Source organism: Niveispirillum sp. FG156 (genome assembly GCF_057809555.1).
The window spans coordinates 39,760-62,173 of record NZ_JBMDKE010000023.1 but is presented as its reverse complement, the minus strand read 5'-3'; the positions used below and the strand labels follow the sequence as shown (position 1 = coordinate 62,173).

Annotated in this window: 25 protein-coding genes; 8 read left to right on the top strand and 17 right to left on the bottom strand. The window is 64.3% G+C overall.

All coding sequences use genetic code 11. The features are described from left to right. Nucleotides 1–20 precede the first annotated feature (20 nt). From ACODSP_RS15860 to ccmA, 4 genes are all read right to left on the bottom strand, one after another. The gene (locus ACODSP_RS15860; protein WP_488966537.1) at nt 21–629 is read right to left on the bottom strand and encodes a bactofilin family protein; all 609 of its coding nucleotides are present in this window, start codon (nt 627–629) and stop codon (nt 21–23) included. Beyond that, on the bottom strand, nt 613–2,025 hold the full coding sequence (locus ACODSP_RS15855; protein ID WP_488966536.1) for a peptidoglycan DD-metalloendopeptidase family protein: 1,413 nt from the start codon (nt 2,023–2,025) through the stop codon (nt 613–615). Before ACODSP_RS15855 ends, ACODSP_RS15860 begins: the two co-directional genes overlap by 17 nt. 253 nt (nt 2,026–2,278) lie before the next feature. Then, complete coding sequence (gene ccmB / locus ACODSP_RS15850) at nt 2,279–2,944, bottom strand: heme exporter protein CcmB (protein WP_488966535.1); 666 nt, start codon at nt 2,942–2,944, stop codon at nt 2,279–2,281. Further along, complete coding sequence (ccmA, locus tag ACODSP_RS15845; RefSeq protein ID WP_488966534.1) at nt 2,941–3,654, bottom strand: cytochrome c biogenesis heme-transporting ATPase CcmA; 714 nt, start codon at nt 3,652–3,654, stop codon at nt 2,941–2,943. Before ccmA ends, ccmB begins: the two co-directional genes overlap by 4 nt. Nucleotides 3,655–4,396: 742 nt before the next feature. Here ccmA and ACODSP_RS15840 point away from each other — a divergent pair. From ACODSP_RS15840 to ACODSP_RS15825, 4 genes are all read left to right on the top strand, one after another. Then, nucleotides 4,397–5,524 (top strand): type III PLP-dependent enzyme, encoded by a 1,128-nt coding sequence (locus ACODSP_RS15840; protein WP_488966588.1) that lies wholly within the window; start codon nt 4,397–4,399, stop codon nt 5,522–5,524. 287 nt (nt 5,525–5,811) lie between these two features. Beyond that, a complete protein-coding gene (locus ACODSP_RS15835; RefSeq protein ID WP_488966533.1) occupies nt 5,812–6,510 on the top strand; it encodes a TorF family putative porin in 699 nt (232 codons plus the stop codon). 164 nt (nt 6,511–6,674) lie between these two features. Then, a complete protein-coding gene (locus tag ACODSP_RS15830; protein WP_488966532.1) occupies nt 6,675–7,103 on the top strand; it encodes a flagellar basal body rod protein FlgC in 429 nt (142 codons plus the stop codon). Between the two features lie 131 nt (nt 7,104–7,234). Further along, nucleotides 7,235–7,813 (top strand): hypothetical protein, encoded by a 579-nt coding sequence (locus ACODSP_RS15825; protein WP_488966531.1) that lies wholly within the window; start codon nt 7,235–7,237, stop codon nt 7,811–7,813. A gap of 31 nt (nt 7,814–7,844) precedes the next feature. Here the strand turns inward: ACODSP_RS15825 and ACODSP_RS15820 are convergent, their stop codons facing one another. The 6 genes from ACODSP_RS15820 to rpmB form a co-directional block, all read right to left on the bottom strand. Beyond that, nucleotides 7,845–8,741: a diguanylate cyclase gene (locus ACODSP_RS15820; protein ID WP_488966530.1), complete on the bottom strand. Its 897-nt coding sequence runs from the start codon at nt 8,739–8,741 to the stop codon at nt 7,845–7,847. Next, nucleotides 8,738–9,976 carry a tRNA guanosine(34) transglycosylase Tgt gene (gene tgt, locus ACODSP_RS15815; RefSeq protein ID WP_488966529.1) on the bottom strand — a complete coding sequence of 413 codons (1,239 nt, stop codon included), beginning with the start codon at nt 9,974–9,976 and terminating at the stop codon, nt 8,738–8,740. The genes ACODSP_RS15820 and tgt overlap by 4 nt, the downstream gene beginning before the upstream one ends. 23 nt (nt 9,977–9,999) lie before the next feature. Further along, nucleotides 10,000–10,398, bottom strand: a complete 399-nt coding sequence (locus ACODSP_RS15810) for a type II toxin-antitoxin system VapC family toxin (protein ID WP_488966528.1) — start codon at nt 10,396–10,398, stop codon at nt 10,000–10,002. Continuing rightward, entirely contained in the window at nt 10,395–10,787 is a 393-nt protein-coding gene (locus ACODSP_RS15805) for a hypothetical protein (protein ID WP_488966527.1), read from the bottom strand. The genes ACODSP_RS15810 and ACODSP_RS15805 overlap by 4 nt, the downstream gene beginning before the upstream one ends. A gap of 35 nt (nt 10,788–10,822) precedes the next feature. Continuing rightward, nucleotides 10,823–11,605: a queuosine precursor transporter gene (locus tag ACODSP_RS15800; RefSeq protein WP_488966526.1), complete on the bottom strand. Its 783-nt coding sequence runs from the start codon at nt 11,603–11,605 to the stop codon at nt 10,823–10,825. Between the two features lie 241 nt (nt 11,606–11,846). Further along, nucleotides 11,847–12,143: a 50S ribosomal protein L28 gene (gene rpmB / locus ACODSP_RS15795; protein ID WP_488966525.1), complete on the bottom strand. Its 297-nt coding sequence runs from the start codon at nt 12,141–12,143 to the stop codon at nt 11,847–11,849. Between the two features lie 255 nt (nt 12,144–12,398). Between rpmB and ACODSP_RS15790 the strand changes: the two genes are divergently transcribed. The 4 genes from ACODSP_RS15790 to ACODSP_RS15775 all read left to right on the top strand — a co-directional run bounded on the left by ACODSP_RS15790 (nt 12,399) and on the right by ACODSP_RS15775 (nt 14,841). After that, nucleotides 12,399–12,641, top strand: a complete 243-nt coding sequence (locus ACODSP_RS15790) for a hypothetical protein (protein ID WP_488966524.1) — start codon at nt 12,399–12,401, stop codon at nt 12,639–12,641. A 157-nt stretch (nt 12,642–12,798) separates the two neighbouring features. Further along, complete coding sequence (locus ACODSP_RS15785; protein ID WP_488966523.1) at nt 12,799–13,284, top strand: tRNA (cytidine(34)-2'-O)-methyltransferase; 486 nt, start codon at nt 12,799–12,801, stop codon at nt 13,282–13,284. A gap of 38 nt (nt 13,285–13,322) precedes the next feature. Beyond that, nucleotides 13,323–14,222, top strand: a complete 900-nt coding sequence (gene hemF, locus ACODSP_RS15780) for an oxygen-dependent coproporphyrinogen oxidase (protein ID WP_488966522.1) — start codon at nt 13,323–13,325, stop codon at nt 14,220–14,222. Nucleotides 14,223–14,232: 10 nt separating this feature from the next. Continuing rightward, nucleotides 14,233–14,841 (top strand): histidine phosphatase family protein, encoded by a 609-nt coding sequence (locus ACODSP_RS15775; protein ID WP_488966521.1) that lies wholly within the window; start codon nt 14,233–14,235, stop codon nt 14,839–14,841. 88 nt (nt 14,842–14,929) lie between these two features. Here the strand turns inward: ACODSP_RS15775 and ACODSP_RS15770 are convergent, their stop codons facing one another. The 7 genes from ACODSP_RS15770 to gcvT form a co-directional block, all read right to left on the bottom strand. Next, nucleotides 14,930–16,114 carry an aminotransferase gene (locus ACODSP_RS15770; RefSeq protein ID WP_488966520.1) on the bottom strand — a complete coding sequence of 395 codons (1,185 nt, stop codon included), beginning with the start codon at nt 16,112–16,114 and terminating at the stop codon, nt 14,930–14,932. A gap of 13 nt (nt 16,115–16,127) precedes the next feature. Further along, nucleotides 16,128–16,694 carry a class I SAM-dependent methyltransferase gene (locus tag ACODSP_RS15765; protein ID WP_488966519.1) on the bottom strand — a complete coding sequence of 189 codons (567 nt, stop codon included), beginning with the start codon at nt 16,692–16,694 and terminating at the stop codon, nt 16,128–16,130. Between the two features lie 90 nt (nt 16,695–16,784). Further along, nucleotides 16,785–17,594: a substrate-binding periplasmic protein gene (locus ACODSP_RS15760; RefSeq protein WP_488966518.1), complete on the bottom strand. Its 810-nt coding sequence runs from the start codon at nt 17,592–17,594 to the stop codon at nt 16,785–16,787. Between the two features lie 161 nt (nt 17,595–17,755). Continuing rightward, a complete protein-coding gene (gcvPB, locus tag ACODSP_RS15755) occupies nt 17,756–19,330 on the bottom strand; it encodes an aminomethyl-transferring glycine dehydrogenase subunit GcvPB (protein ID WP_488966587.1) in 1,575 nt (524 codons plus the stop codon). A gap of 5 nt (nt 19,331–19,335) precedes the next feature. Next, nucleotides 19,336–20,682, bottom strand: a complete 1,347-nt coding sequence (gcvPA, locus tag ACODSP_RS15750; protein ID WP_488966517.1) for an aminomethyl-transferring glycine dehydrogenase subunit GcvPA — start codon at nt 20,680–20,682, stop codon at nt 19,336–19,338. Continuing rightward, nucleotides 20,682–21,053, bottom strand: a complete 372-nt coding sequence (gcvH, locus tag ACODSP_RS15745) for a glycine cleavage system protein GcvH (protein WP_488966516.1) — start codon at nt 21,051–21,053, stop codon at nt 20,682–20,684. Before gcvH ends, gcvPA begins: the two co-directional genes overlap by 1 nt. Before the next feature lie 165 nt (nt 21,054–21,218). Beyond that, the gene (gene gcvT / locus ACODSP_RS15740) at nt 21,219–22,337 is read right to left on the bottom strand and encodes a glycine cleavage system aminomethyltransferase GcvT (protein ID WP_488966515.1); all 1,119 of its coding nucleotides are present in this window, start codon (nt 22,335–22,337) and stop codon (nt 21,219–21,221) included. Nucleotides 22,338–22,414 lie beyond the last annotated feature (77 nt).

Sequence of the window (22,414 nt, the reverse complement as noted above, 5' to 3'; positions counted from 1 at the left end):
AGAAAAGGGAAAGGCCGGGGTTACCCGGCCTTTTTCGTTTCCACATCATCCCCGCTATTGGCGGGGGCGGGCGGTTCGTCGGCAGTGGCACTGGACAGGGTTTCCGCCACCGCCGCCTCGGCTTCCGCCTCGACCGGTTCGGTGGCCAGCAGCAGCGGTTCTGCCTCTGCCGCCAGTTCGGCTTCAACGGGCGGCGGGGCCAACATGGCAGTGGGGGCAGTGGGGGCGGCGGGCGCGCGGCGGCGGATGGCGCCTTCGAAGCTGGCGCCCGGCGCGATTTCCAGCAGGGTCTGGATCACGTCCCCCTGAACGGTGGAGCCGTTGAGGATGAACACCTCCCCGGCGTTGATCTCTCCCTGCACACGTCCATGCACACGCACGGTTCCGGCCATGATATGGCCGTTCACGGCGCCCGTGGCGCCGATGGTCAGTTTGGCACAGGTAATGTCGCCATCGACGATGCCTTCGACATGCACCTCGCCCGGCGTATCCAGATTGCCCGTCACCCGCATGTCATGGCTGACGATGGAGGGCATGGGCCGGTCGGACCCGCCGCCATTGCCACCGCCGCTGGGGCGGGTGGCGGTCTTGGCGGTGCTGTCGATACGTTCCTTAACCTTCGCAAACATGCCGACCCCTTTCCATGAAGCGCAGCGGATCCACCGGCTTGCCTTCCACCAGCACCTCATAGTGCAGGTGCGGACCGGAACTGCGGCCACTGTCGCCCAGCGTCCCGACCTGATGGCCAGGGTCCAGCATTTCGCCCTTCTTAACCATGATTTTCTTCATGTGGGCATAGCGAGTGCGGATGCCCAGGCCGTGATCCACCTCCACCATATGACCATAGCCCTCGTCATAGGTGACATCGACGACGCGACCGGCGGCGGGCAGGGTGACGGGGGAGCCTTCCTTCGCCACCAGATCCAGCCCCTCATGCGCGGCCCATTGGCTGGTGAAGGGATCACGCCGTCCGCCGAAACCGCTGGAGACATAGAAATTATCCACAGGCGGGGTCAGCGGCAGGTAATTGGCCAGCGCGCGCAGCCGTGCCTGCCGGTCCAGCCGCGACTCGAGCTGGTTCAAGGCGGCCTGGGCGGCGGCGGGCAGGCTGCCATTGGGCAGTTCCGTCAGGCCGATCAGGGGACCGCCCACACCGCCCGGTGATTGGCCCATGGCGCGCAGCACCCTGTCCAGGTTCAGGCCAGTATTCTTCAGTTCACCCTCAATGGCGCCGATGCGCAGTTCGGCATGCTGCGCCAGACGGTTCAGCAGGGCCACCTGACCGGTGGCGATCTCCGTCATCTGCTGTTCGCTGCTGGCCAGTGCCGTTGCCATCTCGTTACGTTCGGTCCAGGCGTTTTCCGCCTCGGTCCGGGCCCGCTGCGCCTGTAACTGCGCTTCTGCCAGCGCCTTGCCCAGTCCCTCGCTGGCCAGGGCCAGGGTCGGCTGGGATGACGGGACGGCCTCCGCCTCCTCCAGCACCAGGGACAGGGCGGCGATGGCCGATTGGGCGCGGCGAGCCGCTGCTTCCTGGCTGATATCAGTGATCAATTGCAGCGATTCCTGGGCGGCGCGCAGGCCGTCGCCGGCTTCGGCATTAAGCCGCAGCGGGGCCAGTTCATTGCGTACGGCAGCCAGGACCTGACGCGGTGTCTTCGACCCATCCTTGTCCGCACCCGTCACGACGGCCATGGCGGCGTCGATGCGGGCGCGTGACCGCGCCTGTTCGGCCAGTGCCGTATCCAGTGCCACGCGCACCTTGTCCAGGTCACCGGCCACGCGCGACAGCTGTTCGCGGCTGTCGGCCAGTTGGGTGGCCAGATTGGCGGCCCCCTGATCCATCTGAAAAATGCTGTCGCGGCTGTCACGCAGGGCGAAGGCGGTGGCCATCCAGCCGGCACTAGCCACCAGCATGCCGCACAGGGCGGCAGCAGCCAGAAGGGCAGGGCGCAGCCGCTGGCCGGGACCGATGGTCACCGACCTGATCTTGTCATCATCAACGATGATGACCTGTTCGCTGCGCATGAAGAACCCGAGCAAACCGTCCCCCCGTCACAATGCCGTGCCGCCGATCCTTTGGCCTGCTTGTGCAGCACAGGCGGAGATCAGGCTTTGACTTGGCGGACATTGTCATCCGCAGGTCCGGCACTGGACGCCGGTGGTAGGAATTTAAGGTATGCACATCTTTCGGGCAAGCCGGGAATCGCGGACGATGTACTTCCAATGGATATGCAACCATCCGGGCGCAAAGACGCAGGGCCTTTGGCTTTCCGGACCCCTATTCCAGGGCCGCGCGCAGGGCCGCGGCGGCCCCCCAGGGCGAAAGCGGCAGGGATGCCGCCAGAAGACCCGACAGTAACAGCAAATGCGGGCGGGCCGATTGCCCCGTCAGCACCGAATCGACAGCGGCGGCGGCAAAGATCAATGCGGGAATGTAAAGCGGAAGCACAAGTAAAGGCAGAAGAACACCACCCCGCCGCGCCCCCAGGGTCAGGGCCGCGCCGATTCCCCCGATCAGGCTGAGCAAGGGTGTCGCCAGCAGCAATGTCAGCAGCAGGATGGGAAAACCATCGGCAGGCAGGTTCAAGAACAGGGCCAGCAGCGGGGCCGCCAGGATCAGCGGCAGGCCGGTGACCAGCCAATGGGCCAGAATCTTGGCCGCCGCCACCGCCTCCATCGGCAGGGAAGACAGCGACAGAAGCTCCAGCGAGCCATCCTCATGATCCGCCTGGAACAGCCGGTCCAGCGACAGCAGCGAGGCCAGCAGGGCGGCGACCAGGATGACACCCGGCGCGATACGGGCAAGCACGCCCGGTTCCGGCCCGATGCCGAACGGGAACATGATCACGCACAGCACGAAGAACAGAACCGCCATGGCCGCGTCCGCCCCCTGGCGCAGGGCCAGGCGCAGGTCGCGGCGCAGCAGCCGCAGGAAACCGCTCATGCGGGCACTCCGGTCGCCTCATCCTGGCTTTCATCCTCGTCATCGGCGGTGGCGCCGAAATCGGCCAGGTTCAGGGTGGCCGCATCCGCGACATCCATGTCGCTGTGCGTGGACAGCACCACCATGCCGCCGGCCCGGCGGTGGGCGGCGATCAGGGCGGCCAGCCGGTCAATCGAGTCGCGGTCCAGCGCCGTCGCCGGTTCATCCAGCAGCCAGAGCGGGGCCGTACGCGCCGGTGCCAGGGCCAGACGGGCCAGATTGACGCGTTTCTTCTGCCCCGCCGACAGGTACCGGCCCGGCATATCTGCGACATGATCCATGGCAAGGGCCGCCAGCGCCCGCCCGGCCCGGTCCTCCGGATCGTCCAGCCCGTCCAGCCCGGCCCAGACCGACAGATTCTCCAGCGCGGTCAGCGTAGGCTTCACGGCATCCTGATGCCCGGCATAGCGCAGACGCGCGCGGTGGGCGTCCGGGTCCTGGGCGATATCGCTGCCATTCCAGGTCAAGGCGCCCGAAAAGGGGCGCGACAGGCCGGCCAGCAGGCGCAGAAGGCTGGATTTGCCGCTGCCGTTCGGCCCGACCAGGATCAGGGCACCGCCGGGCGACAGGGTGAAGTCGAGATCGGTGAACACCACCCGCTCACCGCGCAGGCAGGTCAGGCGGCGGGCGGCGAGTCCCGGATCGGCGGATTGGGTCTGGCCCTGTGTCACGAATGAACGCTCCTGGCTGGCTGGCGCCAAAATGCCAGAAAGGGCAGGCCGAAAGATAGAGATTCCGGATAAAGAAACGGCCACCGCGGGGGGCTTTGCGGTGGCCGTGAAATGGTGCCGATCCGGGGCAGGACCGACAGGTGCGGGCCGACATTCCATATGGGGCCTGGAAATGTCCGCCAAGACGGGGTGTCTCAAGTCGCCTCAGCATTCCCAGTTGCAAGATGGAAGTCCCGCATGGCCAAAGTCGGACCTGAAAGTGGCGAAAATGTGATTTGTGCGCAGGGCACGCGACCTATGCGCATTTTCACGATCCCGACATAAAAAACCGCTTTCGCCGCCGGGGCTTCGGCCCTATATAGCCGCTCATCGCAGCGCACGTGCCTATGGCCCCCACACCCGTCCGATGGTCATTTTCAAGACTGGACGGAGCCGTCAACCCGGTGGGGTTATGCAACGACGTAACGCGTATCCTCGTCCGTCCCTTAAACAAGGCGGCGAATTGGAGGCTACGATGGTTGTTGTTGTGTTCGGGGGGCCGTTTGCGCTCTCCGTGTCATTGAATTCTGTTCGCGCGTCCGACATCGGCGCGTCGATCCTCCCTGGCGTCATGACCAGTATCTGACCCGCCTGGGCCGGCTGCGTTTCGCGGCACGCTTGGGCGGAACCGGACCTGTATCGGGTCCGGCAAAAGCCATTTCACCCCTGACATCCCCCGCTTCATGCCGCCTCGGAGTCCATGATGACCGAGAAGATCGCTCGATTCTTCGCTGAACAGACCCCCTCCACCCCGTGCCTGGTCGTGGACCTGGACGTCGTTGCCGACAATTACGGCAAGCTGGCGACCGCCATGCCCGACAGCCGCATCTTCTACGCGGTGAAGGCCAACCCGGCGCCAGAGATTCTGCGTCTGCTGGTGGAGAACGGTTCCTGCTTCGACACCGCGTCCGTCCCGGAAATCCAGTATTGCCTGGAAGCCGGCGCCACGCCCGACCGCATCTCCTTCGGCAACACCATCAAGAAGGCCGGCGATATCCGTATCGCGCATGAACTGGGCATCGATCTTTTCGCCTTCGACAGCATCGAAGAGCTGGAGAAGATCGCCGAGCATGCGCCGGGTGCGCGCGTTTTCTGCCGCATCCTGACCTCGGGCGAGGGCGCTGACTGGCCGTTGTCGCGCAAGTTCGGGTGCGAGCCGGAGATGGCCCGCGACCTGCTGATCCAGGCCGCAGGCATGAATGTCCGCCCCTATGGCGTGTCGTTCCATGTCGGTAGCCAGCAACGCGACCTGAAGCAGTGGGACATCGCGCTGTCCACGGCGGGCGCCATCTTCCGGGCCTGCGAGGAACAGGGCGTGATCCTGTCCATGGTCAATATGGGCGGCGGTTTCCCCACCCGTTACCTGAAGGACGTGCCGACCAGCCAGGCCTATGGCGAGGCGATCAATGACAGCCTGCGCCGCCATTTCGGCAACCGCCTGCCGGAAACCATCATCGAGCCGGGCCGTGGCATGGTCGGCAATGCCGGCATCATCCAGTCGGAAGTGGTGCTGATCTCCCGCAAGTCGGCGAACGACGACAAGCGCTGGGTCTATCTGGATATCGGCAAGTTCGGTGGTCTGGCCGAGACCATGGACGAGGCCATCCAGTACCCGATCCAGACCGATCGCGACGGCCCCGCCGAAGCGGTCATCCTGGCCGGCCCCACCTGCGACAGCGCCGATGTGCTGTATGAAAAGGCGGAATATCGTCTGCCGACCTCGCTGAAGATCGGCGACAAGGTGACGATCATGGCGACCGGCGCCTACACCACCACCTATTCGGCGGTGAATTTCAACGGCTTCTCGCCGCTGATGGCCTACTACATCTGATATTCCCCCCGCTCAAACCGGGTAGGGTTCCTGACGCAAGCCGCCCCGCAAGGGCGGCTTGTGGCATTTTTGTGGCCAGTTGATGGAATTTTGTGCACCATTCGGGCCACTGCGTATTTTTTTTGCAACACCTCCGGGTAATGTTGCACAGCAGCATGCACGGCTTCTAGGCGATCCGGTTGGAAACTCCCATAATCAGCGGGAAATCACCGCCCGCCCCTTTCTGGCATCAGATTTGCTGATGGGGGCTGGGACCCAATCATAAATGCCTCATAATGGAGTGGTTCATGCGTTTCTCCAAGTTCCTCGCCTCCACCGCGATCGCCCTCGCCATGCTGGGCGGCGCTGCTGCCGCGCAGGCTGAAGACGCCCCGTTCACCTTCTCCGGCACGGCTGCCATCACCAGCGACTATGTGTTCCGCGGTTACAGCCAGACCGACAGCGACCCGGCTTTCCAGGCCGGCTTGACCGCCAGCCACGAGAGCGGCTTCTTCGTGTCCGCCTGGGGCTCGAATGTCGATCTGGGCTCCGACGCCGATATCGAGGTCGATCTGGTGGCCGGTTACACCAACAGCGTCGATAACCTGACCTATACGGTCGGCGGCTATTACTACACCTATCCGGGCGCCGACGGCTCCGCCAAGTTCGACTATTTCGAGGCCGGCCTGGATCTGGCCTATGCCATCGACAAGGTCACGCTGACCGGTAAGGCCTATTACTCGCCGGAATTCTTCGGTGCCGCCGGTGGCGACGCCTGGTACTTCGCCGGCGGCGCTTCGGTTGCCGTCACTGACACCGTGTCCGTCTATGGCGCCATCGGCTTCAACGAGCTGGATAACGGCACCGACTATCAGGACTACACCGCCGGTATCGCTGTGAAGTTTGAGCCGTTCGTGCTGGACCTGAAGTACACCGACACCGATGTGAAGGGCGCCGCTCCGCTGGGCGATGGCCGTTTCGTCGCGACCCTGACCTACGCGTTCTGATAAAGGGCGGGCCTTATCCCGCCTGATTAATCCCAAGTGGTCCAGGTACGGCCGGTCCCTGTCAACGGGGACCGGCCGTTGCTTTTGGGGCACCTATGCTTTCCGACCTCTTGCCCGCATGGGCGATTGGCGCGAAGATCGGCGCGTGGGAGAAAGGTGCAACCATGTCCATCGGCAGCATCGGCACGGCCCTGTCCGGCGCGCTGGCCCAGACGCAGCGTCTGGCCAACAGCGCCAACAACGTCGCCAACCAGCGCAGCACGGGGGCCATCCCGGCGGCGGACGGCACGGTGCAGCCCGGCCAGGCCCAGGCCTTTCAGCCGCAAAGCCTCAGCCAGACGGCAGTGACGGGTCCCAATGGTCAGGGGCAGGGGACGCGCGTCGTCGCCCGGCCCACGACACCGGCCTATATCCCCGAATATCAGCCCGACAGCACGGATGCGAATGAGCAGGGGCTGGTGGCCGCCCCCAATGTCGATCCCGTGACCGAACGCGTGGACCAGATTTCCTCGCTTCGCGCCTTCCAGGCCAATCTGGCCACCATCCGTGCCCAGGATGAGTTGGAACGCAGCGCCATCGACGCGCTGGCCTGATCCGCCCCGTCTTCGGCGCTGCACACTTGCCCACTGCCCAACAGAAAGGCAGGATGCGCGCCATGAAACCGCCATGGCGCGCAGGCATGTTGTCATTTCGCGCCGTCCGATACCAAGAACAGGAACCCATCATGCTGCGCCGTTCGCTGCTGACGCTCGCCCTGGCCGCCCCGCTGCTGGCCGTCCTGCCTGTTGCCGCCCAATCCATCGTGGATTTCTCAGGCCGGGAGCCGATTGTGCTGGATGTGGCCAGCATTGAGGTGGAAAGCGTCTATGCGGCCCCCATGGCCCCGCCCAATATCGACCATGAACTGCCGCTGACCCCGTCGGACGCTGTCCGCCTTTGGGCGTCCACCCGGCTGAAGGCCGGCGGACCGCAGGGCAAGGCCCGCGTCATCATCAAGGATGCCTCGGTCAAGGAGATTGATCTGGAGCGGACCAAGGGCATCAAGGGCTGGTTCACCAAGGACCAGTCGCAGAAATATGAAGGCAAGCTTCAGGTCGAGATCGTGGTCGAGGGCACCTCGCGCGGTTTCACCGGCAGCGTGTCCGGTGCCGTCGCCCGCTCCACCACCGTGGCCGAGGATGTGACCCTTGCCCAGCGGGAAAAGACCATGACCGATCTGGTCCGCGATCTGGCCGGCGACCTGGATGTGGAACTGGACAAGTCTATCCGGGCCAACATGTTCCCGGTGATCGTGCTTCAGTAAGGCGTGGGAGGGTGAGGGCCAGCCGCCGGCCTCAGGACGTAACCGCGTCCCGCCACGCCTCCACCCGGTTCCTTCCGCCATGCTTGGCGGCATACAGCGCCTGGTCGGCCCGGTCGACCAGGGCATCCACGCTGATCTCCCCCATCACCTCCGCTGCACCAAAGCTGGCCGTGACGTGCAGCACCTGCCCATCGGCCAGTTGCACCGGTGTCGCCGCCAGATCGGCGCGCAGCCGGTCCAGCACCACCAGCGCTTCGGCCAGATGGGTTTCCTTCAGCAGGATCAGGATTTCCTCGCCCCCCATGCGGAAGGCCTCGTCAATGGCGCGGATGCCACGGGTCAGGCAGCCGGCAGCGGCCACCAGCACGCGGTCGCCCGCCTCGTGACCATAGGTGTCGTTGACCGACTTGAACTTATCCAGATCGCACAGCGCCACACAGAAGGGCTGCCCCGTGCGGGCAAAGCGCGCCAGTTCGCGCGACACCTCATCGGAAAGACCGGTGCGGTTGCGCAGGCCCGTCAGCGGGTCGATGCCGCTGCCTGCCACTGACAGGGCGCGTTCGATGCGCCGGCATTGCTGGATGAACTCATCAAACTTGTCCAGAACGGCCTGATAGGTAGCGTAATCGGGGGCATCCCCCTCCGCCGCGCGCATCAGGGTCAGGCGGCCCATGCGGTGCAACTGGTCATGCACCTGCACCAGCCGGTCAAAGGCCGGTTGATGGGCCACGCTGCCGCGCTTGACTCGCGTCACCCAGGCGGCGAAGCCCTTGGGTTCCGGTGCCGCGTCCGGCCCCGTCAGGCCGCTGTCGCGCGTGAACAGGGCGGCTTTGTGCCATTGCGTCAGCCAGCGCAGATGTTCATCCACCACGCCGGACAGGCCGGCTACGATGGCGGATGCGCTGCTGCCACTGGCCGGCGGGGTCATTCAACTTCCCCCGGTTGCCACACCCATTTGCGCCGCGCCTCGGCCAGGGTGCCAGTGATGATGGCGGCGCGGATATCGCGCATCAGGCGGTTCATGGTGTGGACATTGTGCATGGTCAGCAACTGCATGCCCAGCATCTCTTCCGCCTTCAGCAGATGGTGGATATAGCCACGGCTGGCGGTACGACAGGCATAACAGCCGCAATCGGCATCGATGGGGCTGTCATCATCCTTGAACCGGGCATTGCGCATGTTCAGACGCTCGCCCTTCACACCGGGCGCCAGGGCCCAGCCATGGCGGGCGATTCGCGTCGGGCTGACACAGTCGAACGTGTCGATGCCCAGCGCCACGCCCTCAAAAATATCGACGATGCCGCCAATGCCCAAAAGATGGACAGGCCGGGTGGGATGCACATGCGCCATCGCCATGCCCACCACCTCATGCATCTGTTCGCGCGTGGCGCCCAGGCAACCGCCGACGGCGGTGGCGAAGAAATCCTGGTTTGCGACGATCTCCGCGCTTTCCTTGCGCAGGTCCGGATAGACCCCGCCCTGGACAATGCCATACATGGCCTGCGGCAGGCCGTTGGCCGAGATGCCGCCAAACTCCTTGAACGCCGTCAGTGACCGGTCACCCCAGCGATGGGACATCTTCATCGACCGGGCGGTATATTTGCGGTCCACATGGAACGGCGTGCATTCATCCAGTTGCACGACAAAGTCGGGACCCAGCTTGCGCTGGATATCGATCGACTTTTCCGGCGTCAGGAACAGCTTTTCCCCGTTGGTATATGAGCGGAAGGTCGCCCCCTCCTCGGTGATCTTCAACAGGGTCTTCTCGCGCGTCGTCGTCCGCCGCCCCTTCACCTCATCCGCCACCGACCCATGGCCCATGGCAAAGATCTGGTACCCGCCGCTGTCGGTCAGCATCGGTCCATGCCAGTTCATCATCTTGTGAAGCCCACCCAGCTTGGCCACCAGATCGGCGCCCGGCTGGATCATCAGATGATAGGTATTGGCCAGGATGATGTCGGTCTTCTCCTCCCGCATCTGCTCCGTCGTCAGCCCCTTGATGGCCGCCTTGGTGCCGCAGAAAATGAAATTCGGCGTCTGGATGGCGCCATGCGGCGTGGATAAGGTCCCGATCCGGGCCTTGCTGCCCGCCGGGTCACGATGCGTGATGTCGAAGGAAAAACCGGGGTAGGAGATGGACATGGCGTGAAGACAGACTTTCAAGGAAGGGATGCCTTTGCCGGCCATCAGGCGGGCAGGGCTGTTTGCATATCGGTATTGGCGAAATCCGCGCCTTTGTACAGAAGCGGCAGCGAATGGCTGGCCGCCAGCGCGTAACTGGCACAGTCGCCCATGTTCAGGGCGGCGGGATGACGCCCCTTGCCGAACCGACGGAACGCATCTGCGGCGTGGGTGGCTTGGTTGGCATCGAAGGGTATGATGCTGATCGAGAATGTTTGGATCAGCTGCTGGAGTTTGTGAACTCCGCCGTCGCCCAACCGCCCCGTCGCCACCATGCTGGATTCCAGCAGTGAGACCGCCGATATCATAGAACTGCTGGCAGCCCCCAGACAGGCAACAAAACGTTCCGCCTCTGCCTCTTGCAGCAGAATGGCCATCAAGGCAGAGCTATCCACGACGATCATCGCGGCAGGCCGTTCTCATCATAGAGGTCGGCGAACATCTCTTCGACGGGGCGCGGGTCGAGAATCGGCAGCTTTTTAACCTCTGCCTGTATCGCCCTCACCCGCGCCAGCTTCTCTTCATAAGAGAGGGGGCGCTCCGGCATGGCCTGACGCTGTACCCCGCCCGCCACAAACACGGCCCCGGCCTGTTCCAACGCCTGCCGTGTGCGGCGTACGATGTCCGGCGGCACCTTGGCCGTTCCACCCACCCCTTCCAGGCGGCGCAGGCTGGGCAGCGGCACCCCGGCGCGTGTGGCTAGGTCCCGCTGCGCGATGCGAAGCAGGGAACGGGCAGCACGGAGCTGCTCGGCGGTCACCGACTCCGGCGTCTGGGGAAGCATCGTGTCCATATGCCTATGCTAACAGCAGACGGCCTGTCGCTCAATCACACCACCACCCCATCCACCCGCTGCACCATGCGCCGCGACAGGTACATGAAGGGGGTGTCCAGGATGGAGAGAGCGACGCGCATGCCATAGGTGCCCAGGATATAGGTGTAGAACAGTGCGTCCCAGCCCACGGGTTCCGGTGCGAAGACCACCCAGGCCAGGACGGAGAAGATGACGTTGTCCACGAGCGACGACAGCATGGTGCTGCCATTATTGCGCAGCCAGAGATGGCGGTCGCCGGTGGCGCCCCGGATGCGCTGATAGACCCAGACGTCGAACAGCTGGCTGGTCAGGTAAGCCGTCATCCCCGCCGCGAACAGGGCGGGGGCCGGCGTGAACAGGGCGGCGATATGGTCCTGCATCGGCAGCGCCCATTGCATGTCGGCGCCCGCCTGCGCCTGCGTCATGGGGCGGTAACCTAGAGTGATGATCATGAACAGTGTGAACAGAAGATAGGCGGCAAAGGACAGGAACACCGCCTTGCGCGCCGCATCGCGCCCGTAATGTTCGGTCAATATGTCGGTGGCCAGGTACGTGGACCCGAACAGCACCGTGCCCATGGCGACCGGATGGTCATAGAAACCGAACTGCACCGCCTTCAACACCTCCACATTCGCCGCGATCACGGCGGTGGCGATGTAGAGATAAAGGCCCGGCGCCCCGAACAGCCGCACCATGACCAGAATCGTGCCAAAGCAGAACAGCGCCTGGAACAGCAGCAGTGCCTCTGGCGGCAGGCTGTGCAGGAAGGCGATCAGGTCGGCGGGGGACAAGGACATGGGGTGGAGCAGCCTGAACAGAAGCGTGTGGGGAAGCAGCTACCCGGAAGCCGCTTCGGCGGCGACTGCCGCCGCGGCACCGCGTGGTGCCGTAAGCCCGAGCCGCCGGATGGCGGCGCCCGGCGCCTGAGGGAACAAGAACATCCACAAACGGCAGCGGCCCCGCGAAACGACCCCTTAATGGGTGTCTCGCGGGGCCGACGATACCGTCAGCAGCGATACTGGAACCGACAGACGCCGATTAGGCGGCGGTCTTGGCGGCCAGGACCTTCTGGATCTGCTTCTTCACCTTGCGGGCATCAACGTTCAGCTTGGCGTCGGCGATATCCAGCAGAGCGGCGTCCAGGCCACCCTTGTGTTCGATGGTGCGGATGCCGTTGGTCGACAGGCGCAGACGGACCATGCGGCCCAGCGCGTCGGACATCAGCGAGGTTTCCTGCAGGTTCGGCAGGAAGCGCCGGCGGGACTTGTTGTTGGCGTGGGAGACGTTATTGCCGGTCTGCACACCCTTGCCGGTCACGGCGCACTTGCGGGACATAGAACACCTATTCTCTTGCTGCTGGCGGCCACGGAACCAGAACCGGGGCGCACCTAAGACGAAAAAGACCTTGCCGGTCAGGGTTTCCCCCAACCAACGAAGCCGCGTTGATAAACGAGGGGGGGCACAGAGTCAAGCCCAAGGGCGGGGGCGGAGATCAGCATTTCCGCCATGCGGCAGCGGCGGTGCCCCCTTTCGCGCCGCGCCCTTTCCTTATAGGATGGCAATGGTCTTTTCCAGCCTGGACGCCATCTTATGGTCGATACACGCATGAACCCCTCTTCCGCCGGCCCCACGGGCCTGGGCGGCAGCGTTATCGAGGGTGGCGGGCGGCGCGGCGTCCTGCCCATCTCCGGCCCTGGCGGGCGGCCCATCCCCATGGGGCGGCCCGGCAACCGCTGGCCCAATGCCAAGGAGCTGGCGGCGCTGATCGTCGATGGCATGCTGCGCCTGCCGGCCCGGTATCGCCGGGGCATGTATCTGGATGTGCTGACCTGAAAGCTTAGGTCGATCTGCTAATTGTAGGTCAGGTCGGGCCGGAGGCTCGCCCTGACAGATATGGATTGAAAGCCTTTTCTGTCAGGGCTGGGCTTCTGCCCTGACCTGACCTACGGCAGTTCTATCTTCCACCACACACTCAACGCGCCATACCATCTTGCCCCGTCTTGCCCTTTACCAACCCGACATTCCCCAGAATGCCGGCACCCTGATGCGTCTGGGCGCCTGTACCGGCGTCGGGCTGGATATCATCGAACCCTGCGGCTTCATCCTGGATGACAAGCGCATGAAGCGCTCCGTCATGGATTATGCCGACCATGCCGATGTCACCCGCCATGTCAGCTGGGCCGCGTTTCAGGCGCAACGAAGGGGGCGACTGGTGCTGCTGACCACACGCGCCGCCGTGCCCTATACACAAGTGTCCTATCAGCCCGACGATATCCTGCTGCTGGGCCGGGAAAGTGCGGGCGTGCCCGATGATGTGCATGATGCCGCCCACCTGCGTGTGCTGATCCCCATGCGGCCGGGCACCCGTTCGCTGAACGTCGCCATCGCGGCTTCCATGGTGCTGGGCGAAGTGTTAAGGCAGGTTGACACCCCAGACGTCCAAACAATCATTTCCAGCCGTGACGGGAAGGGTTAAACCCTTAAATACCCGAGCCTCTGTCCCTGGACCCGCCCATGCCGACACCCCTGCCGTCGCCCGACATCCTGGCCGACCGTCAAGCCCAGGCGAAAGCCTGGTTCGAAAGCCTGCGTGACCAGATCTGTGCCGCGTTCGAACGGCTGGAGGATGAACTGGCCAGCGGCCCGCATGCTGGCCTGCCCGCCGGGCGATTCGAGCGCAAGGAATGGGACCGTCCCAACCATGATGGCGGTGAAGGCGGCGGCGGCGTGATGAGCGTGATGAAGGGCCGCGTGTTTGAGAAGGTGGGGGTGAATGTCTCCACCGTCCACGGCACCTTCTCGCCTGAATTCCGGGGCGCCATCACCGGTGCGGGCGAGGACGGGCGCTTCTGGGCCAGCGGCATCTCTCTGGTGGCCCATATGCGAAGCCCGCTGGTGCCGGCGGTGCATATGAATACCCGCATGCTGGTGACCAGCCAGAACTGGTTCGGCGGCGGCGCCGACCTGACGCCCATGTTCCTGGAAGGCGTGCAGACCGAAGAGGACAAGGCCGATTTCCATGCCGCCCTCAAGGGCGCGTGCGACGCGCATGGCGATGATTACTATGCCAAGTACAAGGAATGGTGCGACCGCTACTTCTTCCTGCCGCACCGGAACGAGCCGCGCGGCGTGGGCGGCATCTTCTATGATCAGCTGGACAGTGGCGACTGGGCGGATGACTTTGCCTTTACCCGCGCCGTGGGTCAGGCCTTCCTGGAAGTCTATCCGCGCATCGTGGCCCGGCGCATGCACCAGGAATGGAACGCGGCACAGCGTGATCATCAGCTGATCCGCCGGGGCCGCTATGTGGAGTTCAACCTGCTGCACGACCGCGGCACCCTGTTCGGGCTGAAAACCGGCGGCAATATCGAGGCGATCCTGATGTCCATGCCACCGGAAGTGAAGTGGCCGTGACCAAATGGACATGATGCTTGAACAAAGGATTATCGCCAGCCATCCCATCCTGCTGGTCCGGCATGGGCAGACGCATTGGAATGTCGCCGCCCGCTGTCAGGGGCAGATGGACAGCGACCTGACGGAACGGGGCCGCGCCCAGGCCGATCAGGTTGGTGCCATCCTGATGCGGTTGATGGCGGATATCCCCAATTGGCGCGATGTTGTGCGGCTGGTGTCCAGCCCGCTGGGCCGCACGCAGGAGACGACGCGCATCATCAACCGCCATCTGGACCTACCCGTCACCTTGGATGCGCGGCTGGCCGAGGTGTCGTTCGGTGACTGGGAAGGCATGACGCGGGCGGAGATCGAGGCGGCCAACCCCTGGCTGGCCGATCACGGCCCCCATGGCTGGCAGTTCCACGCCCCCAATGGGGAGCGGTATGAGGGGGTGCGCGAACGGCTGCTGGGCTTTGTCACCGAGGTTGACCGCCCCACCATCGCCATTTCCCACGGCATGAGCGGCCGTATCCTGCGCGCCCATTATGCGGGCCTGGACCAGGACGCCGCCAGCCGCTTGGCCGTGCCACAGGACCGCGTTTTCCGTCTGTCGCGTGACGGGGTGGAGGAGTTGGCGTAGCGCCCGATGGCCCATTGCGTAGCGCGGATTAGCAAAGCGTAATCCGCGGGCCGACGCCACCTGGGTTTCCGCGGATTACGGCGTGCGCCTAATCCGCGCTACGAAAGCCCATCCTCTTGAAATCGTATGCCCCCAGCCGCCGGATCGCCTCTTCCAGCACCTCATCCCGCTTGCAGAAGCAAAAGCGGACAAGGTGGCCGGGGGCGTCCACCTCAAAGAAGGCGCTGATCGGGATGGCGGCCACGCCGACCTTTTCGGTCAGGTGCTGACAGAAGGCCCGGTCATTCATGGCAATGCCGCTGGCCGCCAGATCGACGGTCAGGAAATAGGTGCCGGCGCAGGGCAACACGACCAGACCCGCCGCCCGCAACCCCGCCGACAGCAGGTCACGCCGCCGCGCCATGTCATCGGCCAAGCCCGTGAAATAGGCATCATCCTTGTTCAGGCCCAGCGCCACCGCATGCTGAAGGTTCGGTGGGGTGGTGAAGGTCAGGAACTGATGCGCCTTGATGACGGGCGCCAGCAAGGGTGCGGGACCCGTGACATAGCCGACCTTCCACCCGGTCAGGGAGAAGGTCTTGCCCGCCGACCCGATGCGGAGCGTGCGGTCGCGCATGCCGGGCAGGGTCATCAGCGGGATATGCCGCCGCCCGTCGAACACCAGATGTTCATAAACCTCGTCACACAGGGCCATGGCGTCATGGCGGATGACAAAGCGGGACAGCAGGGTCAGCTCGTCCAGGGTCCAGACCTTGCCCGCCGGGTTCTGTGGATTGTTGATCAGGACCAGCTTGGTCTTCTCGCCAAACACCGCCTCCAGATCGGCCTCGGTAAAGGTCCAGTCCGGTGCCTTCAGGCTGACGAATCGTGGAATGGCCCCGGCGCGGCGGATGATGGGGGCGTAACTGTCATAGAGCGGCTGGAACAGAACTACCTCGTCGCCCGGCTCCAGCAGGCCGAACAGGCAGGCGGCCAGCGCCTCTGTTGCGCCGCTGGTCACCATCGTCTCGGTCGCCCAATCGACCGCCAGACCGTAGAAACGGGCATTATGGGCGGCCAGTGCCTGGCGCAGGGCCGGCAGGCCCGGCATGGGCGGATACTGATTCCAGCCGCCGGTCAGGTAGCTGGCGGCGGCCTCCACGATATCGGGTGGGCCGTTGCCATCGGGAAAGCCCTGGCCCAGATTGATGGCCTTGTGCTGATCGGCCAACCGCGACATCACCTCGAAGATGGTGGTGCCAAGGGCGGAAAAGGTGCTGTTGCCGGGCTTCATCACATCGTCCGCGTCATGCGAGGGGAACAAAACCCTTGGCCCACAGCGCGAATTGCCCGTCGCGGACAACATAGGTGCTGACGAAGCCTGCATCCTCCAAGGCTTTCTTCAGGCTTTTCTCCACAAAGCCGGTGCGGTGCGCCATGAACAGGTTGCCGTGGGCCATGGGCAGGCGCCAGCCGAAGATGATGTCGATGGGGGCGATGGGGCCGGCCGGCGAATCATAGGCCGGCTCCTCCAGCTTGCCCTGCGCCACCAGTTCGGCGACCTGCTGCAGGTCGGGCAGGGTGATCAGGGCAAAGGCACCGGGCTTCAGCACGCGTCGGAATTCACGCAGCGCGATGGGCACCTCATGGGGATAAAGATGCTCGATATTGTGAGAGGACCATATGGCATCGATCGTAGCGCTGCCGATCCCCTGCATGTCGGTGATGCTGCCGACAATATCGGGGTTCACACTGGGGTCGATGTCATAGCGCAGTTCACGCCATTGCCCGGCTTGAAAGAATTGTGCCGGCAGCTTCCCGGCGTCGGCTGAACCACATCCGACATGCAGCACCACAGGCAATTCATCGGTCATCGCCACTGCACCTTTTCCACCCATCCGCCCATCCGGATGCGGCAAAGGTAGAGAATGACGGGGGCTGTTGGCGATGAAAATCGGTGTTGGTCAGTTGTTGAGCAGGGCCGCCTGCTCCTCCAGCCCGTAATTGCGCATGATGGCCGACAGCCGGCCATTCTCCCGCAGGCGGCGCGTCCCCTCCGCCATGATGCGGGCCAGTTCGGCGGAACGCGGGTCACTCAGCGAGAAGCCGACAAACAGGTCGGCATCATCCTTCAGCGATTGGGTCAGGACCTGCTGCTGTATCCCCATGCGCCGTACCTGCCAGCGCAGGACGTTGTGATCATCCAGCAGCATGTCGATGCGCCCTGCCGTCAGCATGCGCAGCCCCTGCACCAGATGCGAATAGCCAAACCCGCTCAGAACGACAATTCGGTCCGGGTTCTGGATATTCTTATCAACATACTCCTGTAAGGTGCCGCCATAATCGTAATCCTTGATCACGCCCAGGCGGAACCGCTCAAAATCCTCCGGCTTGGTGAAGGCGAAGCTCTGTGTGCGGGCCATGACGACGGCGTTGGCGGAATTGCCCTGCGCCAGGGCCGGCAGCCGCACGGCACCATCCATGTCCGATGCCATGCCGGGAAGGGCGGTGGCCGTGCCATCCTTGGCCATGCGCTTCATCATCGCGAAATTGACGACGCGATACTCAACCTTGAAGCCAAGCCCTTCAAATATCTCACGAGTCAGGTCGACCATATAGCCCTCCCGCCCATCCGCATCGGGGTCGCAGGCATAGGGGCACCAGGGGTCGGATGCGATGATGATGGGGCGTTCCCGTTCCGCCGGTGTCAGGTCGCGGGCACGCGCGTCAAACGTCCCGACCACAAGGGCCAGAAGCGCGGCAAGGACCGGCAAGGGGTGCACAAGGTGCTTAAAGGGAAAGCGCATGGAGGCAGAATATACGCTGCTCCGTGCCCTAAATCACGCGATGACTTCATGGGTATGAAATAAAGGTGACGCAAAAACGACCGCTTGATTCCCTTTAAGGGGATCAGCGGCCGTTTCGCGCAACAGGATTACTCTGCCGCCTGCGCCACCACAGCCTGCGGCGCCGGCTTCACCCAACGCAGCACCGGCTTGCGGGCCGCCTGGGTTTCGTCCAGCCGCTTGCGCGGGGTCAGGCGGGGGGCAGCCTGGAAATGGGCCAGATCGCCGGCAATGGCCTTTTCCGCCAGGTGCCGCATGGTCCCGATGAACTGATCCAGGGTCCGCTTGCTTTCCGTCTCCGTCGGCTCGATCAGCAGGGCACCATGGACGACCAGGGGGAAATACATGGTCATCGGGTGATAACCCTCGTCGATCATCGCCTTGGCGAAGTCCAGCGGCGTGACGCCGGTGCCCTTCAGGAAGCGGTCATCGAACAGTGCCTCATGCATGCACGGACCCTCAAACGAGGCCGACATGACATCCTTGAGGCTGGCCAGCACATAGTTGGCGTTCAGGACGGCGTCCGACGCCACCTGACGCAGGCCGTCGGCCCCGTGCGACAGCATGTAGGCGAGCGCGCGTACGAACATGCCCATCTGGCCATGGAAGCCCTTCAGGCGGCCAAACGGCGTGGCCGCGCCGGCATCCTTGGCATGCTCGACCAGGGCGAACCCATCCTTGCCATGCACCACGAAGGGCAGGGGCGCGAACGGGGCCAGTGCATCCGACAGGACCACCGGGCCGGAACCCGGACCGCCGCCGCCATGCGGGGTGGAGAAGGTCTTGTGCAGATTGATATGCATGGCATCCACGCCCAGGTCGGCGGGGCGCACGCGCCCGACGATGGCGTTGTAATTCGCCCCGTCGCAGTAGAAATAGCCGCCCGCCGCATGCACCGCGTCGGCGATTTGCCGGATCTGCGGTTCGAACAGGCCGCAGGTATTGGGGTTGGTCAGCATGATGCAGGCGACATCATCGCCCAGCTTGGCCTTCACGGCCTCCACACTGACGCGGCCATTTTCTTCCGCCGGGATCGTATCGACGGTGAAGCCGCAGAAGGCGGCGGTGGCCGGGTTGGTGCCATGCGCCGATTCGGGCACCAGCACGCGGCGGCGATGGCTTTCGCCGCGCGCATCCAGGGCCGCATGGATGGCCATCAGGCCGCACAACTCCCCATGGGCACCGGCACCCGGCGACATGGCGACCGCCGGCATGCCGGTCAGGGTCTTCAGCCAATAGGCCAGCTGATCGATCAGTTCCAGCGCACCCTGCACCGTTTCAACCGGCTGCATCGGGTGGATGTCGCCGAAGCCCGGCAGACGGGCCATCTTCTCGTTCAGGCGCGGGTTATGCTTCATCGTGCACGACCCCAGCGGGTACATGGTCGTGTCGATGGCAAAGTTCTTCTGTGACAGGCGCGTGTAATGGCGCACCACGTCGGGTTCTGCCAGCTGCGGCAGGCCGACACCGGCGCGGGGGGACAGGCCACCCAGGCGGGTGGTGCTGGTCACCGGTTCCGGCAGGTCCACGCCCACGGCACCTGGATTATCCAGTTCGAAGATCAGCGCCTCTTCCTGCTGCAGCGCCTTGTTGCCGGTGAAGGTGACCACGTCACCCGTGACGGACACGGAATGGGGGGTGCTGTCGCGACCCTGGCTGTTCATGGCCATCAGAGAACCTCCTCCAGACCGCGCACCAGCGCGTCCATATCTTCCACGCTGTTGATCTCCGTCGCGGCGATCAGCAGCAGATCATCCAACCCTTCCACATCCGGGTACAGGCGGCTGACCGGCACGCCGGCCAGGATGTCCTTGGCCGCCAGCTTGGACACGACCTTGGCCGCCTTCTTGGGCAGCTTCACCGTGAATTCGTTGAAAAACCCGTCATTGACGACGCTGACACCCTTCACGGCGGACAGCTTGTCGGCCAGCGTCACGGCATTGGCGTGGTTGATGCGGGCCAACTGCACCAGCCCCTGTTCGCCCAGCAGCGACAGGTGGATGGTGAAGGCCAGCGCACACAGGCCGGAGTTCGTGCAGATATTCGACGTCGCCTTTTCGCGGCGGATATGCTGCTCACGCGTCGACAGCGTCAGCACGAAACCGCGCTTGCCATCGGCATCCACCGTCTGACCGCAGAGGCGGCCCGGCATCTGGCGCACATACTTGTCACGCGTGGCGAACAGGCCGACATAAGGCCCGCCGAAATTCAGGCCGTTGCCGATGCTCTGCCCCTCGCACACAACGATATCGGCACCCATGGAACCGGGGGAGGGCAGCAGGCCCAGCGACACAACCTCCGTCACCACCACGATGACCATCACGCCCTTGGCGTGGGCGGCATCGCACAGCGCCGTGAAGTCGCGCAGATGGCCGAACAGCGAAGGGGTCTGGACGACAACGCAGGAGGTTTCGGCATCCAGCAGGGCCGACAGATCCTCGGCATTCTTCCAATCCGGCGCCTGGGCTCGGATATCCATGCCCATCACGCCGCAGGTGGTTTCCACCACTTCGCGGTAATGGGGGTGCAGGCCGCCGGACAGGATGACCTTGTTCCGCTTGTTGACACGCGCCGCCATCAGCACGGCCTCGGCCGTGCCGGTTGCGCCGTCATACATGGAGGCGTTGGCCACATCCATGCCGGTCAGCAGCGCCACCTGCGTCTGGAATTCGAACAGATATTGCAGCGTGCCCTGCGTCACTTCCGGCTGATACGGCGTGTAGCTGGTCAGGAACTCGCCCCGCAGCAGCATCTGATCGACCGAGGCGGGGACATGGTGCTTGTACGCACCGGCCCCCACAAAGAACGGCACGGACGAGGCCGTGACATTCTTGGCGGCCAGACGCGACAGATGGCGTTCCACCTCCAACTCGCCCTTATGGTCGGGCAGGCCGGCGATCTTGCCCGGCAGCCTTGCATGGTCGGGCACATCGCGGAACAGGGCATCCACGCTGTCCACCCCGATGGTGGCCAGCATGGATGAACGGTCGGCATCGGTCAGCGGCAGGTAACGCATCACAGCCCCTCGGTGAAGGACTTGTAGGCGTCCTGGTCCATCAGGGCCTCGAACTGCGCCATGTCCTTGATGGACATCTTGAAGAACCAGCCGTCACCTTCCGGGGCGGTATTCACCAGCGACGGATCGTCGCCCAGGGCGGCATTGCCTTCCAGCACGGTGCCATCGACGGGGGCATAGATTTCCGAAGCGGCCTTCACCGATTCGACCACGGCGGCATCCTTGCCCTGCTCCAGCACCTTGCCGGCGTCCGGCACCTCGACAAACACCACATCGCCGAGCGCGTTCTGGGCATAGTCGGTGATGCCGACGGTGGCAACGCCGCCGTCCAGCTTGATCCACTCATGGTCCTTGGTGAAACGGATGGTCATGGGTCGGTCTTTCGTTTGGGGGTCTTCATTGCCCTCCCCTCGTCATCCCGGCGAAAGCCGGGACCCAGGGGTCAAGGGCGCTACACGGCGAACGGAACGGTTGGGCTTGTGATCCTGGGTCCCGGCTTTCGCCGGGATGACGGGGCGGGACACCCCGCCGATCCCTCACCCCTTGAAATAACGATGCGGTGCAAAGGGTAGGGCGGCGACCTTGGCAGGCATTGCCTTGCCGCGCACGATCAGCTGGACATCCGTGCCGACGGCGGCGAAGCCGGTATCGACATAGCCCATGGCGACGGGGCCGCCGGCGGTGGGGCCGAAGCCGCCGCTGGTGATTTCCCCGATGCGGTTGCCGGACAGGTCCTGAATCTCGGTATGCTCGCGCGCCGGGGCTTTGCCTTCCGGCTGAATGCCCACGCGGCGGCGGGCGGGACCGCCGGCCAGCTGCGCCTGAACCACGGCAGCACCGGGGAAGCCGCCTTCGGTCCGCCGCCGCTTGGAGATGGTCCAGTTCAATGCGGCTTCAATCGGGCTGGTGCCGGTGTCAATGTCATGGCCGTAAAGGCACAGGCCCGCTTCCAGGCGCAGCGAATCGCGCGCGCCCAGGCCGATGGTCTCCACCCCGTCCTGCGCCAGGATCAGGCGGGCCAGCTTCTCGGCATCCGCCGCACCCACGCTGATCTCATACCCGTCTTCACCGGTATAGCCAGACCGGCTGATCTGCACCGGAATGCCGTCTATCATTGCGGCCCGCGCGCTCATGAAGCCCATGGTCGCTGCTTCGGGCAGCAGGCGGGCCATGACCGATGCCGCTTCCGGACCCTGCAGGGCCAGCAGGCCGGCATCGTCGCCCAGATAATCGATGGTGATGTCGGACGGCAGCCCGGCCTTCAGATGCGCCAGGTCTTCGGTCTTGCAGCCGGCATTGATCACCACATACAGGTGATCCTCAAACCGCGTGACCATCAGGTCATCCAGGATACCGGCGGTATCGTTGGTGAACATGGTGTAGCGGATGCGACCCGGCGCCAATGCTGCGATATCGCCGGGCACTAGCGCTTCCAGCGCCTTGATCACGCTGTCGATATCCGCGCCGCGCAGGCGGACCTGCCCCATATGGGACACATCGAACAGGCCGGCGCGAGCGCGCGTATGCAGATGTTCCTTCAGCACGCCCAACGGATACTGAACCGGCATGTCATAGCCGGCAAACGGCACCATTTTGGCGCCCCGTTCCACATGCAGATCATAAAGCGGCGTACGCAGCAGGCTGGTGTCACCCAAGGCGGGGCACTCCCATCAGGACAGGTTTCACCCGTCACGGGGATCGTCCCCGCGGCGGTTGCCCCCCTCTGTCCTGG

Bases quoted from the DNA above. Each gene is read 5' to 3' on its own strand.
- ACODSP_RS15775 (WP_488966521.1), top strand. From the start codon at position 14,233: ATGATGCTTGAACAAAGGATTATCGCCAGCCATCCCATCCTGCTGGTC.
- gcvPA (WP_488966517.1), bottom strand. From the start codon at position 20,682: ATGCGTTACCTGCCGCTGACCGATGCCGACCGTTCATCCATGCTGGCC.
- ACODSP_RS15800 (WP_488966526.1), bottom strand. From the start codon at position 11,605: ATGTCCTTGTCCCCCGCCGACCTGATCGCCTTCCTGCACAGCCTGCCG.
- ACODSP_RS15820 (WP_488966530.1), bottom strand. From the start codon at position 8,741: ATGACCCCGCCGGCCAGTGGCAGCAGCGCATCCGCCATCGTAGCCGGC.
- ACODSP_RS15840 (WP_488966588.1), top strand. From the start codon at position 4,397: ATGACCGAGAAGATCGCTCGATTCTTCGCTGAACAGACCCCCTCCACC.
- ACODSP_RS15770 (WP_488966520.1), bottom strand. From the start codon at position 16,114: ATGAAGCCCGGCAACAGCACCTTTTCCGCCCTTGGCACCACCATCTTC.
- gcvPB (WP_488966587.1), bottom strand. From the start codon at position 19,330: ATGAACAGCCAGGGTCGCGACAGCACCCCCCATTCCGTGTCCGTCACG.
- ACODSP_RS15825 (WP_488966531.1), top strand. From the start codon at position 7,235: ATGCTGCGCCGTTCGCTGCTGACGCTCGCCCTGGCCGCCCCGCTGCTG.
- hemF (WP_488966522.1), top strand. From the start codon at position 13,323: ATGCCGACACCCCTGCCGTCGCCCGACATCCTGGCCGACCGTCAAGCC.
- ACODSP_RS15835 (WP_488966533.1), top strand. From the start codon at position 5,812: ATGCGTTTCTCCAAGTTCCTCGCCTCCACCGCGATCGCCCTCGCCATG.
- ACODSP_RS15810 (WP_488966528.1), bottom strand. From the start codon at position 10,398: ATGATCGTCGTGGATAGCTCTGCCTTGATGGCCATTCTGCTGCAAGAG.
- ACODSP_RS15790 (WP_488966524.1), top strand. From the start codon at position 12,399: ATGGTCGATACACGCATGAACCCCTCTTCCGCCGGCCCCACGGGCCTG.
- ACODSP_RS15765 (WP_488966519.1), bottom strand. From the start codon at position 16,694: ATGACCGATGAATTGCCTGTGGTGCTGCATGTCGGATGTGGTTCAGCC.
- ACODSP_RS15855 (WP_488966536.1), bottom strand. From the start codon at position 2,025: ATGCGCAGCGAACAGGTCATCATCGTTGATGATGACAAGATCAGGTCG.
- gcvH (WP_488966516.1), bottom strand. From the start codon at position 21,053: ATGACCATCCGTTTCACCAAGGACCATGAGTGGATCAAGCTGGACGGC.
- ccmB (WP_488966535.1), bottom strand. From the start codon at position 2,944: ATGAGCGGTTTCCTGCGGCTGCTGCGCCGCGACCTGCGCCTGGCCCTG.
- ACODSP_RS15830 (WP_488966532.1), top strand. From the start codon at position 6,675: ATGTCCATCGGCAGCATCGGCACGGCCCTGTCCGGCGCGCTGGCCCAG.
- ACODSP_RS15805 (WP_488966527.1), bottom strand. From the start codon at position 10,787: ATGGACACGATGCTTCCCCAGACGCCGGAGTCGGTGACCGCCGAGCAG.
- rpmB (WP_488966525.1), bottom strand. From the start codon at position 12,143: ATGTCCCGCAAGTGCGCCGTGACCGGCAAGGGTGTGCAGACCGGCAAT.
- ACODSP_RS15860 (WP_488966537.1), bottom strand. From the start codon at position 629: ATGTTTGCGAAGGTTAAGGAACGTATCGACAGCACCGCCAAGACCGCC.